The 12,026-nt window shown below is 46.9% G+C and carries 10 protein-coding genes and 1 other RNA gene; 5 read left to right on the forward strand and 6 right to left on the reverse strand.

Annotation, left to right across the window (positions count from 1 at the left end):
* Positions 1-20: 20 nt before the first annotated feature.
* Positions 21-1,271 carry a hypothetical protein gene (locus NG796_RS07725; RefSeq protein WP_261205327.1) on the forward strand — a complete coding sequence of 417 codons (1,251 nt, stop codon included), beginning with the start codon at positions 21-23 and terminating at the stop codon, positions 1,269-1,271.
* 211 nt (positions 1,272-1,482) lie between these two features.
* Here NG796_RS07725 and NG796_RS07730 read toward each other — a convergent pair whose 3' ends face one another.
* From NG796_RS07730 to NG796_RS07740, 3 genes are all read right to left on the reverse strand, one after another.
* Complete coding sequence (locus NG796_RS07730) at positions 1,483-2,145, reverse strand: nucleoside triphosphate pyrophosphatase (RefSeq protein ID WP_261205328.1); 663 nt, start codon at positions 2,143-2,145, stop codon at positions 1,483-1,485.
* Positions 2,146-2,248: 103 nt separating this feature from the next.
* A complete protein-coding gene (gene psbP / locus NG796_RS07735) occupies positions 2,249-2,791 on the reverse strand; it encodes a photosystem II reaction center PsbP (protein ID WP_261205471.1) in 543 nt (180 codons plus the stop codon).
* Positions 2,792-3,224: 433 nt separating this feature from the next.
* A complete protein-coding gene (locus tag NG796_RS07740) occupies positions 3,225-3,566 on the reverse strand; it encodes a hypothetical protein (RefSeq protein ID WP_261205329.1) in 342 nt (113 codons plus the stop codon).
* 298 nt (positions 3,567-3,864) lie between these two features.
* On the opposite strand from NG796_RS07740, the gene NG796_RS07745 reads away from it, so the two are divergent.
* From NG796_RS07745 to NG796_RS07755, 3 genes are all read left to right on the forward strand, one after another.
* On the forward strand, positions 3,865-5,043 hold the full coding sequence (locus NG796_RS07745) for a 5-(carboxyamino)imidazole ribonucleotide synthase (protein ID WP_261205330.1): 1,179 nt from the start codon (positions 3,865-3,867) through the stop codon (positions 5,041-5,043).
* Between the two features lie 150 nt (positions 5,044-5,193).
* A non-coding RNA gene (gene ssrS, locus NG796_RS07750) (6S RNA) lies at positions 5,194-5,378 on the forward strand.
* 475 nt (positions 5,379-5,853) lie between these two features.
* On the forward strand, positions 5,854-6,201 hold the full coding sequence (locus NG796_RS07755; protein WP_261205331.1) for a hypothetical protein: 348 nt from the start codon (positions 5,854-5,856) through the stop codon (positions 6,199-6,201).
* A 106-nt stretch (positions 6,202-6,307) separates the two neighbouring features.
* On the opposite strand, the gene NG796_RS07760 is transcribed toward NG796_RS07755, so the two are convergent.
* Together NG796_RS07760 and NG796_RS07765 are read right to left on the reverse strand one after the other, a co-directional pair.
* Positions 6,308-8,677, reverse strand: a complete 2,370-nt coding sequence (locus NG796_RS07760; RefSeq protein ID WP_261205332.1) for a heavy metal translocating P-type ATPase — start codon at positions 8,675-8,677, stop codon at positions 6,308-6,310.
* A gap of 61 nt (positions 8,678-8,738) precedes the next feature.
* Positions 8,739-10,064, reverse strand: a complete 1,326-nt coding sequence (locus NG796_RS07765) for a hypothetical protein (RefSeq protein WP_261205333.1) — start codon at positions 10,062-10,064, stop codon at positions 8,739-8,741.
* A 651-nt stretch (positions 10,065-10,715) separates the two neighbouring features.
* On the opposite strand from NG796_RS07765, the gene NG796_RS07770 reads away from it, so the two are divergent.
* Positions 10,716-10,853 carry a hypothetical protein gene (locus NG796_RS07770; protein WP_261205334.1) on the forward strand — a complete coding sequence of 46 codons (138 nt, stop codon included), beginning with the start codon at positions 10,716-10,718 and terminating at the stop codon, positions 10,851-10,853.
* A gap of 93 nt (positions 10,854-10,946) precedes the next feature.
* Here NG796_RS07770 and NG796_RS07775 read toward each other — a convergent pair whose 3' ends face one another.
* Positions 10,947-11,708 (reverse strand): DsbA family protein, encoded by a 762-nt coding sequence (locus NG796_RS07775; RefSeq protein ID WP_261205335.1) that lies wholly within the window; start codon positions 11,706-11,708, stop codon positions 10,947-10,949.
* Positions 11,709-12,026 lie beyond the last annotated feature (318 nt).

Consider the following 12,026-nt stretch of genomic DNA (forward strand, 5'->3'; position numbering starts at 1 on the left):
TAAATTTGGGGTACAACATCATGGATCAAGATAATAAAATTCAAGAGCCCATTTTTGATGTAAAAAGTATAGAGGAAGTTGATTCATTTCCATTAGCATCTCGCATCATGAATCGACAGAATCAATATCGTATAACGATGGATAGATTTATTAGATATTGCCTTATGTACGATCCATTGATTGATTCAAAAACTGGAACAACCCAAACCATTTTTATGAATCCAGGCGCGCTACCGGGTTATGAGTTTGATAGTAAAAAAGAACGGCACAAACAAATATTTTTATTAACTCATCTTATGACAATACCTAGTTTGACTATTTTAAAAAATCAGTATATTGATGCTCAAAATTGCTCCCGGAATAATTATAATGATTATTTAGAAAAAGCTGGTAAACAAATTAGTTATTATTCTTGTCTTGCCCCCTACAGAGTTTTAAATCCACAAGAAATAACTGAAAAATATTTTAATGATTACTATGTTAGTAAAAATGAAACGAAACCCCTAGGAAAAAAAATAGGTCTTCAACAACAAGAAAATACAGATGATAATAGTAATAAAGAATCAAATATCCACAAGAAACCGAAATTGGATTGGATTGGGAAAAAGAGGTTGGATAAATTGGAAACCAGTGAAGTATTGGGTTACAAGCAATATATTTGTTGCGAGCATGAAGGACAAAAGGGCTGGATCGTCCTTTCCAGAAGTTCAAGTTTAAAACTAGATGATTTCTATACAAACTCACTAGGTATTGGTGAAAATATTGTAGAAGCAGACTTAAATTTTCAAAGTAAAAGAGCAAATTTATTTTGGCAAAATATGGAATTTAATTCCAACCTACTGGATTTAAATACTCCAGTTAACCTAGAACAGATGAAAAAAATGTGTCAGAAGTACGATCAAGATATAATAATTGATAGCCTAAAGCATAAATGCCTTAAATCGGTTGAACCCAATTTTGGATTTGAGTTATCTTGTGAATCCGAGAAATATAAATTTAATGTTGTTGTCAATTTTTCCTCAATTCAGTGGACTGTAAAAAGATACATAGAAGCGGATTACGATATTCCGATAAAAGCCACAGGCAAAACCTTAAAAGAAGCGTTTGAAAACTTAGTAGAAAAGTATGAACGGCTTTCCACCGATCCAAAATTTATTGAAGAACAAGTAAAGCGTATTTACCAAGAAGAAGAAAAGTTAAATATGCAAGAAAGTTATGAGGTGTACAGATGGCTAATTTCTGAATTTGGAAGTGATATTTTCCCTGATTAAAATTCAATAAATTAGCGGGTGTTAAAATCACTTACAAAGTTGACAAACTGATTCAAAATTCACCTCAGCGGCAGCGAGTTCATGAATGTAGAAAGGTTGGACACTTAGGAACCTGCTCAAACCGATCGCCTTATCCCCCTGTAGAGGCACTCATAGAAGCACCTCTACAGAATTGAAACCCCCAGAGGTTGTTGCAACTCAGGGCACTGGATTACAAAGACCGATGAATTGAATCGGGCCAGAAGTCCGTGACATCATAGCCGAGTTCTTCCAGAAGACTCCGCAATAAGGGTAAACTTAAGCCAATCACATTGGTATGACAGCCCTCCAATTTTTCGACGAAGAGTCCGCCTCGGCCATCGATCGCAAAGCAACCGGCACAGCGCAGGGGTTCTTCTGTTGCCACATAGTTTTCGATTTGCCGATCGCTGATGTTAGCAAAGTACACCCGCGTCATTTGGCAGCGCACTACATGGCGATCGCTGTTTAAATCGAACAAGGCATGACCTGTATAAAGTTCCCCCACACCCCCGCGCATTTTTTGCCAGCGTTGGATTGCTGCTGCTGGAGTTTCTGGTTTGCCGTAGATTTCCCCATCTACTTGTAAGACGGAATCGCACCCCAAGACGACTACCCGGGAGGGGTTATCGGGTTTTTCTGGGGGGATAGTGCGATCGCCCGGATTCCTAAACTTAGCGACTACAGTTTCGGCCTTACATTGCGCCAGGGTATTCACGAGAGTTACCGGATCCGGTGATGTCACTGTTGATTCATCAAAGTCACTCCGACAGACAATCGGTTCGATTCCCGCACTTTGCAACAAGTGCAAACGCGCCGGAGAAATTGAAGCTAATACAAATGCAGGAATGCCCATAACTTTATTTTTGCTTATTAGTAGAAGACTGAACCCCCTCCCCTTTTAAAGAAAAGAGTTGAGGTAAAAAGGAGGGGATTTCAGCTTTATGATATTTACCGATTTAGTAAACTGAGAAACTATCAACCACGGTTTGAAACTGCTCTTTCATTTTTTGGGCGCGCGCTTCAGAAGTGGAAACATTTAGCGTAAAAAGTTTCCCGCGACTAATCGCAACACTGGCAAAATTATGTCGCTCTTGGGTGGGAAGTTTTACCGCATATTCTAACAGATAGTAAGTCTTTGAACCCTTTTCTCGCTGTTCGGCATTAATTAATTCCGCTTCGCGCCCGGATCCCGGCGGGGCGATCGCATTTTTGGAGAGTTTATACCCCACCTCACTCGGTGTACCCAGTTCGCTTAAGGTTTTCCCATCTTGAACTGGAGAAATCACTACGCTCACATTTTCCCGGGTTTCTATCAAATCGTGATACACCACATCCGGACCCTTATTCACCTTCACGGGCACCCATCCATTCGGATACAGGAATTCGTATCCATCGGTACTATCGATATGGCTTTTGAGTCCACTGGCGGCTGAAACCGCACAACTACTGAGGACCAGACTAACTATGACCACCATAATTGTGGCAATTCGTTTGAGCATGACTGCAATCTCCTTCATTGATGACCGGGATTGCACCAGCACCAATGGCTGAAGCGCCCCCTTACGCTTGCGCGTGCTCTTATTTTCCCATTGCCGGGGCCGATTTTATCTGAGAGCGAGTTTATTTTTTCCTGAAGGGCACAGGACAGGACGCCGATTTACTTAGTTTTAGGCGTAGTCCCTTCAGCGAGTTTGGGAGTGATAATTATGGGTTGAAAATTAGTAAAGATGCAGCCTATAGAAAGTTATTTCCATCAAAAGGGTCGCAAATTTTTCTAACAGGACTTCCACCTATTTTGAAAACCTACCCTAAATGCAGAACTATTGTAAAAAAACGGATTGATCCCCCCAACCCCCCTTAAGAAGGGGGGCTTAAGAGATTTAGGCTTAAGTCCGACGATTTTGCAACAGAAACCCGCTGATGCAGCAGCGTTTAAGGAATTCCCGGAGATGAGTCAACCCATTTAATTTTAAGGTCGGGAAATGAGTCAACGACCTTAACTTTAAAATCCGGGAACGACTCAACCACCTGCCACTTGCCACAAGCATCAGGAAATGAATTAACCATTTTTACCCGGAGGTCGGGAAATGAAGCAACCATCTGAATTTTCAAGTCCGGAAAACTCTCGACAATTTGCACTTTGCCAAACAAGGAAATGTCATTATAGGTACAGTTCCCATCCACTTTGTTTTGAGTCCGTGCTGGGGTCACCCAGAGGATGAGTCCGACCGTAAAAAGGCTGGTGAATATCCACAAAAACCAACGTTTCATCATTTGGGGATAAAATTAATCAGGGGAAGAGTTGAGGATTGAATAGACTTTTTACAAAATACCAGTTTGATTTGCCTTTTTCCCCGTGCGATCCCCCTCCCGTCCCCCTTAAGAAGGGGGAGGCCAGAGGAATAAATGTTTTATTACTGGGGGAGGGCAGAGGAATAGACATCTTGCAAAATTAATTCTCTGAAGCCCCCCTTAGTAAGGGGGGTTGGGGGGATCAATCCGTTTTTTTGCAAGATGTCTAGTTTTTCTGAAAGACTAGAAATAAACAGAAACAGAACAACTGCACTTGACAATGAGCCAGATCGATCGCACTGAAAAAATAAACCGGGTTGGAGTAATAGGCGGGGGTCAACTGGCCTGGATGATGGCGGATGCGGCGGATGCACTCGGGATTGAACTGGTGGTGCAGACGCCCAAAAAGAGTGATCCGGCAGCGGCCCGCGCTGCTGAGGTGATTTTAGCACCGATTGATGATGCTAAGGCTACGGCGCAACTCGCTCAACGCTGCGATGTGATTACGTTTGAAAATGAGTTTGTGGATTTAATGGCGTTGGGGGAGTTGGAACGACAAGGGGTCTGCTTCCGCCCGAAATTGTCGGTTTTAGCGCCCATTTTGGATAAATATGAGCAGCGGTGTTATTTGCGATCGCTAGGGTTGCCGGTGCCCAAATTTATGGCCTTTGATGGGACGGAACTGCCCCCGACCCCGGACCTGCCATCGGAAAAGGTAGTGATGAAGGCGCGACGGCATGGCTATGATGGTCAGGGAACGGCGATTTGTGGCGATCGCCAAACTCTCCTCGCCACCTGGGAACGTTGGGGATGCCCTCCGGTCCTGCTGGAAGAATTTATCCCCTTTGAGCGAGAATTGGCAGTTATGGCAGCGCGAAATCAGGCCGGTGAGGTGGTGATTTATCCGGTGGTGGAAACCCAGCAGGAAGCGCAAGTTTGCCGCCGTGCGATCGCCCCTGGGGATGTGACCCCGGAGGTGAATGCTCAAGTGGAGGCGATCGCCCACCGTCTCTTATCCGCCTTAGAGGTTGTTGGTATCTTCGGCATCGAACTGTTTTTAACCCCCCAGGGTCAGGTCCTGGTCAATGAAATTGCCCCCCGGACCCACAACAGCGGACACTTAACTATCAATGCCTGCAATACCTCGCAGTTTGAAATGCATCTGAGGGCAGTTTGCGATTTACCCTTGCCCGACCCCTCCCTCAACTGTGCGGGGGCCGTCATGGTGAATTTGCTGGGATATGAGGAGTCTGAAGACGACTATAGCGCCAAACAGCAACAACTCCGGGCAGTTCCCGGGGCACATCTATATTGGTATGGTAAGACTCAATCCCGTCCTGGACGAAAAATGGGTCATGTAACGGCGATCGTCGAGGGGATATCCGGAAATGCCTTACAGCACCACTGTCAGGAACTCGCCCACCAGATTGAATCCATCTGGTACCCAGGGTCCCGTTAAATTCAGGACGGAGGCATCTCCCCCATCCTCCCTATCTCCCCCATCCACCCCATCTCCCCCATCCTCCCTATCTCCCCCATCCACCCCATCTCCCCCAAATTATTCCCCAGCCCCCCTTGTCATTTCTCTGAAATAGATTACAATGAAAAAGCTGAACTGCAACGTTGGTGACTGCCAATAGTGTTTTATGATCTATGCCTTAATTTATAAGGGAATCGTAGAGCTCTAGTCGCCGTAAACCGGACATTGTATCCGGAAACGTAAAGCTATGAGCCGCGATGCCCACCTGGTTTTTCCAGGTCAGAAGCTGAGGTAAGACGGCGTTGCGGTCAGCCCCAATTTTTTAAATCCTATCCTGTCAGGAGAATCCCGCTTCATCAGCATCAAGGATGCGGGGTGCGAGGGTAGAAGAATAAACGGTTACGGTTGGTCGCGGTTGTAAAGAGGATGACCTGTGACCGGGTAAAGTTGACCAAATCGGAAAAAGCACTTAACATCACGAATAACTAATTTTTTAGACCGGATCAGGTCTAGCCTTTGGGTGAACACTGGGAGTCGGTCTGAAAATTAGCACCGGAGATTGTTGTCTGCGGTGAATCGACCGGACTGATGCCAAGAAAGCAAATTAAACTCTATAGGTCGAGGCGATATGAGAAGCGCCCCTATCCCTGTAGAGAAAGAAGAGGTTAGTCCGGTTAAGTAAGGGAGCAAAAAAGCCCCTAAAAATGTCCATCTCTTCATCATCCTGAATTAAGGGTCTTAATTGAGTATGATCAGGAGAATCAAACCGTTGAACGCCCCTAATTGCCTATGGCTCGCTACACTGGCTTATTTATCGTTGCAGTTCCCCTGGAAAATTTCCGGCCCTTGCTTGGAGAAATTTTAGAGGCTGCAAATTTGAATATTATTTACGAAACCGTGGATTATATTATGGCGCGGGAACAACCGGGAGAAGTTCCATTTACCAAGTTAGTAACCGTGGAAGTGTTAATAAATAGAACGGTTGGGGTAGACGATGAAGTTCGCATGAATGTGGTGATGAAAAATGAAGAATTGCCCCTGCATTTAGATAACCGTTGTCGGCAAATGTTTAATCTACTATCGGAGGCGATCGCAGAAAATCGCTATTGGGAGCTTTTAGAAACTGCCGCTAGTTAATCGGGGTATCGGTTCCCAATTAGGGGCAATGGGAACCGATTTAGACTAGACCTTTTGCAGAATTCTAACAGAGATCCCCCCAACCCCCCTGAAGAAGGGGGGCTTTTTATAATGAAGTGCGACGCAACAATAGGGAATTAGTGACGACACTCACGGAACTGAAGGCCATGAATGCACCAGCAGTCGCGGGATTTAATAAGATGCCCCATAGAGGCAGTAGCAGACCCGCAGCGACGGGAATGCCGAGGATATTGTAAGCGAACGCCCAAAATAAGTTTTGCCGAATTTTGCGAAAGGTGGCGCGACTCAGTTGGATAGAACTGACTACATCAAGGAGAGAATCGCGCATGAGGACGATGCCTGCGGTTTCTACGGCAACATCGGTGGCGGCATTTAAACTAATCCCAATATTCGCTTGCGCTAAGGCAGGGGCATCGTTGATGCCATCTCCGACCATTGCGACGCATTGTGCCTGGGATTGCAGGTGCGCGATCGCCTCTGCTTTACCGGCAGGGGAGACTCCGGCGAGAATATCGGTGGGGTTGAGTCCCAGGGATTGACCGATCGCCTGGGCCGCTTCTGGGCGATCGCCCGTCACCATCATCACCCGTAATCCCATATTCCGACAAGCATCCAGGGTGGATTGAGCATCCTCTCGCAGGCGATCGCGCACGGCGATACACCCCATTAATTCTCCCCCTTTCCCCACTAACACAACGGTTTTCCCCGCTTCGGCGAGTGTTTGGATCCGGGAACTCCAGTCTGGGGAAATCTCTATCCCCTGTTGCCTAAACCAGTCCTCAGTTCCTAACAGGATGGCATCATTCTCCACCGTTGCCGAAACTCCGCATCCCGGTTCCGTCTGGAAGCAGTCGCCACTCAGGAGAGGGAGATTTCGGGTTTTGGACTCACTTAAAATCGCCTTGGCGAGGGGATGATTGGTCCCGCTTTCCACTGTAGCGGCGAGTTGCAGCAGTTCGGTGGCATCAACCGAGTCCTTGCAAAGACAATCCGTGACTTCCGGTTCTCCGGTGGTGAGAGTACCCGTTTTATCAAAAATCACCGTATCAATTTGGGCCACTCCTTCGAGAATGTCTCCCCCGCGAATCAGTAATCCGCGTTCTGCACCCATGCTAGTGCCGACGAGGAGGGCGGTGGGGGTGGCGAGTCCCAGGGAACAGGGACAAGCGATGACTAAGACGGCGATCGCCAGTTTTAAACTGAGTAACAAGGGGGACGTCGGTTCCATCAGGGAATGGAGGTGCCCTGCCATCGGTAAGAGGGGGGTCAACTGCATCGCCGGTTGTAACACTTGGGGAAACAGGTGCGTGCCGATTAAGTACCAGAATACAAAGGTAACCGTAGCGATCGCAATGACACCGTAGGTAAAGTATCCCGCCACAGTATCCGCGAGGTTTTGAATTGGTGCTTTGCGGGTTTGGGCCTCTTCCACGAGGGCGACAATTTGCGCGAGGGTGGTTTCTCCACCAATGCGGGTGGCGCGGATGACAATAACGCCGGACTGATTCAGGGTTCCCCCAACCACGGGATCCCCGGTTTGTTTGAGGACCGGGAGGGATTCGCCGGTCAACATGGACTCATCAAGGGTGGTACTGCCGGAGATGATTTCTCCATCCACGGGGATTTTTTCGCCTGGGAGGACTTGGACCAATTCCCCGACTTTGACGCGATCGGCGCTGATTTCCAGGGTGAAGGGGGGGGAGTCGGAATCAGTTGCCGCAGAGAGGGGGGTTGTAATTAAGCGGGCGGTAGCGGGTTTGAGGGAGATTAGGGCCTGGAGAGAGGCGGCGGCGCGTTGCCTTGCCAGTTGTTCTAGGGTGCGTCCGAGGAGGATAAATCCGAGTAACATCACGGGTTCATCAAAAAAGCATTCCCATTTGAGTTGGGGAAACAGGAAGGCGATGCAACTAGCGAGATAGGCACTGAGTGCGCCTAATCCGACTAGGGTATTCATGTTGGGACTGTTGCGCCATAAGGCGCGGACCCCTTCGATGAGGATGGGACGGCCTGGAATGGCGATCGCCGCTGTTGCTAAGGCCCAATGAAATCCGATTTGGTTGAGGAGTCCGAGTTGGCCGAGGTGTCCGAGTCCGGAGAGGAGGATTAACAGGGTGGCGATCGCCAGATTCCAGATGGCGGCGCGAATGGATTCCCGGTGGCGACGAGTTTGGGCATTCTCCCCCTGTCCATCCGGGGTGCTACAACGCAGTTCCGTGGGGAATCCTGATGCGGTCAATTTTTCGGCCAGTTGTGCCGGGTCAATTTTGTCCGGTTCATACTCCACTGCGGCCACTTCCGTGACCAAATTGACCTGGGCGGAAATCACCCCAGGTTGTTGTGTGAGTTGACGTTCTACCGCTTGGACACAACCGGCACATTTCATGCCGCCCACATCCAGGGCAGTAGTGGCAACAGGTGAGGGCGGATTCGTTCTCTGGGTTTCGGATGAAAGCATGAATATCAAATCATCAAAGTATTATCGCCAAAGTGTAACGCTTTTCCCACGGGAGTGGGCCTTATCCTTCATCCTCGGGTTCCGCGATCGGGCGCTTGACTGAGGAAAAAATTCGGTATTTTTTATTCTCACTATCCGAGAATCCCGTGGCGGAGTCTCCCTCCCATCTCACTACATTATACTCTACGTTGTCAGCATAAATGGCGAAGGTGATTCTCACAACTTCTAAAAAGTTGATCAGCCACTTGCATTCTGTTTGTGACTGTTCCTCATAGTAGCGGATTAAATTAGCTAAACAGGCTTCTAAGTGAGGGGAACAGGATTTACAAATTAACACCAACTTCAAAAGGACGATCGCTAAGGTCATGGGATTGCCATTTGCCAATAATAAAATAAATAACAAAGAGGGTTCTTTACCCGTTTCTGTGGTTAAAAATTCAATGGTTTTTTTGCAAGTAGTTTCGAGTAATAGAGGAGTTAATATTTCTGAATCATGATTTTTCCCCAACTCCAATAATTTATGGGAAAGCTTGCTATTAATCGTATCTACAAAAGTTTGATGTTCCACGGAAAAAATTAGATACTTTTTTAAGGCAATTTTAAAAGATTTATAAGGAATTCCTTGAGTTTGATTGACAAAAATATTAGCCAAATTTACATAATTGTAAGGTCCTCGTTTAGCGACCACGGTTTTAATCAGTCGGAGGACATCATTGCCCAACCCCGTTGGGTTTTTGTTCGTGACTTCCGCAGGCATAATTTGAGATTGGGACCGCGCAGTGTACATAGCGAGGTCAAACTTAAACCGTTCTTTGAGTTGGCGCGAGAGGGCTTTGGCGGCTTCTTTTTGTTCTTGGGATTTACCAAAGACCGATTGATGAGCTAATAAATAACTCGAATAGCGATGACTCCAATGACCATCATCGGTGCGCGAAGCAAACAGTTCCAGGGCTTTGTAATCTTGGCTATTGGAGAAATTAGTTAACCAATTTCGGAGCCGCTGTAAACTCATAGAAGCGGTATAAGAGCCAATCGTTTTGTCCTCAAATATTTGGATGAGGTCCTGAATGGCAGCATTGTGGCGAGTGGATTGCCAATTATTGACGAGAATGTAACAACAGCGGTTGAGGATTTTATGAAATTTGTCTTCATCTTCCGCATAAAGAATCCGAAACAGAACATTCCAAGCATCGGTATTTTTATCGGTATTTACAAATTCAATGAATAAGGTTTTAAACTCAAGGGTGACGATTTCCGGAGAATTCGTGGTCACCAGGGTGAGGAAAAAGCTATAAATAATTTCTTCATTTTTATAAAGGGGTGTGGACTGCCCGTCCAGATTGGGGGAATCTGGGTGCTGCCCATTGGGTAAAGCGCCACTGGTCATAAGTTCTTTGATCTCAGATCTAAATAGGGGTAAAAAGAGTGGAATCTTCGACTGAAATTAAGTTTAAGGAGGAAAGATTGGGGGAAATAATTCAAGTTTAGATTAAACCGATCGCCCGCCTTTGACCCGTTTAAGTTTGCCGAAATAACCCGACCCCGACACCCTGGGTATTCCCTTGGGGTTCCCGATACTCGACAGGCAGTGGAGGGGTTTAAGGGTGGCGATCGCCAACACTCTACTCTTAAAAGACTTGAGAGGATGGGATCATCTGACAAGTCGCCATTGCCCAAGGGGGAAATTCTCAACTTTAGGGGGTGGATTAACCTGAATAACTATCAATTTCATCGATTTTCCATAGGATAAGATTGGAGATCGCACCGGAAATTTTTTGGTAACCGGAGAATTATCTTTAATTATAATTGACCGATCTCGATTCAGTAGGATGCAGCCTTTAACCCTGTCTCCACCTAGCATTCAGGTTATGGGATTATACCGGAAAAACTGCCCAAAACTGTCTCAACGGTTCAGATCCGAAGGCGATCGGATGGTTTCCCCCAGGGGAGGGGATGTAATGGCCCTAGAGGAATGCTACAGTCATCGCCATGCCTGATGATCGGTCGGGACTTGGGGTGAAGAGGTGCAGATTGCCGGTTGCCCTTGCCACCCGGAGGCGATCGCCCGGGGAGGCGCTTTTCCCGAACTGCCCGATTTGAAGGGGATACCTCGGCGATCGCCAAGGAATCTGTCCTGGAATGTCCCTGTTTTTTCAATGGGTTCCAGGTCGCGTAGATGACGGATGAATTGAATAAGCGACCTGGATCGTTGGGGTTGTCCTAATCGGGAAACAAGCGGCCCGGACTCGTGATAAAAGGCGAGAATAATTTATCGACCCGCACTTTTAATTCTCGCTAAAATTGTTTCCATTTCTGATAATTCTATGGCCCCGGAGAACGGTTCTTCATTCATGAAAAAGAACGGCGTTCCATTAATGCCTAATTTACGGGCCAACATGAGGTCTTCCTCAATGGCGGCTTGGGCGGTTTCACTCTGGCGATCGCTATTAAATTTCTCTAAATCTAAATTTAAGGTTTGGGCGATCGTCCCATATAACGCTTCTCCCAACTGCTCTTGCTGTTGGAATAATGCATCATGATATTCCCAGAATTTCCCCTGTTGTTGAGCGGCCCAAGCCGCTTGTGCTGCGGGAAGTGCTTGGGCATGAATTTGCGTCAAAGGCAGATGCTTGTAAGTCAAGGTGACCTCAGACTGATGTTTCGCCATAAACTGATTCACCGTTGCGTGAGCTTGGGCACAAAACGGACATTGAAAGTCAGAAAATTCCACAATCACGATATTTTTTTGAGGAGACCCTTTAAGGGGAGAGTTCCCGATAATTGCGCCCGGGTCGGTAGTCATTTGCTGTAAGAAAGCTTGCCTTGCTTGCTGAACCTCATTTTGTTGGTTCTCTTGATAGGCTTGCACCGATTCAATAATAACTTGGGGATTATTCCGAATAATCTCCAAGACTTGTGCTTCGAGGTCGGAATTGGCACTCGTGCTATTGAGACTGGTACAACCGAACAATCCAAAACCGAATATCAAACAGCAGGCTAAAGTCAAGGAAAAAAAGCGAAACCGGGACATGAATAACCTCTCGGATAAAAATTAGCAGCAGATCACTACTATAGGCGCTTTCCCAGGATTTTGACGAGTTTTCCCGGGGTGCAGAAGGCCCGTTTCATTGGTGATATCGATCGCTGCTAGATTAGAGGAGTAACGTTACCATCATCTCCAGCACTCCCCGGCCCTTGGGCAACACTGGACGGCGGTAGATTTCGGTAGCCTACAGTACAGTTTGGGCATTAAGGAGTCATCGGTTATTTGATCCAAATAGATTTGGCCCGTCTGCTTTCCGTTGCCTTTGAAGCAAGCGGGAAGCAGCGATCCCAATTTGAGGTCCCC

This window comes from Laspinema sp. D2d, assembly GCF_025370755.1.
In the GTDB taxonomy this organism is placed as follows: Bacteria; Cyanobacteriota; Cyanobacteriia; order Cyanobacteriales; family Laspinemataceae; genus Laspinema.

Excerpts from the sequence above, each read along its gene's own strand:
- NG796_RS07725 (WP_261205327.1), top strand. The coding sequence starts at position 21 with ATGGATCAAGATAATAAAATTCAAGAGCCCATTTTTGATGTAAAAAGT.
- NG796_RS07730 (WP_261205328.1), bottom strand. The coding sequence starts at position 2,145 with ATGGGCATTCCTGCATTTGTATTAGCTTCAATTTCTCCGGCGCGTTTG.
- psbP (WP_261205471.1), bottom strand. The coding sequence starts at position 2,791 with ATGCTCAAACGAATTGCCACAATTATGGTGGTCATAGTTAGTCTGGTC.
- NG796_RS07740 (WP_261205329.1), bottom strand. The coding sequence starts at position 3,566 with ATGATGAAACGTTGGTTTTTGTGGATATTCACCAGCCTTTTTACGGTC.
- NG796_RS07745 (WP_261205330.1), top strand. The coding sequence starts at position 3,865 with ATGAGCCAGATCGATCGCACTGAAAAAATAAACCGGGTTGGAGTAATA.
- NG796_RS07755 (WP_261205331.1), top strand. The coding sequence starts at position 5,854 with ATGGCTCGCTACACTGGCTTATTTATCGTTGCAGTTCCCCTGGAAAAT.
- NG796_RS07760 (WP_261205332.1), bottom strand. The coding sequence starts at position 8,677 with ATGCTTTCATCCGAAACCCAGAGAACGAATCCGCCCTCACCTGTTGCC.
- NG796_RS07765 (WP_261205333.1), bottom strand. The coding sequence starts at position 10,064 with ATGACCAGTGGCGCTTTACCCAATGGGCAGCACCCAGATTCCCCCAAT.
- NG796_RS07775 (WP_261205335.1), bottom strand. The coding sequence starts at position 11,708 with ATGTCCCGGTTTCGCTTTTTTTCCTTGACTTTAGCCTGCTGTTTGATA.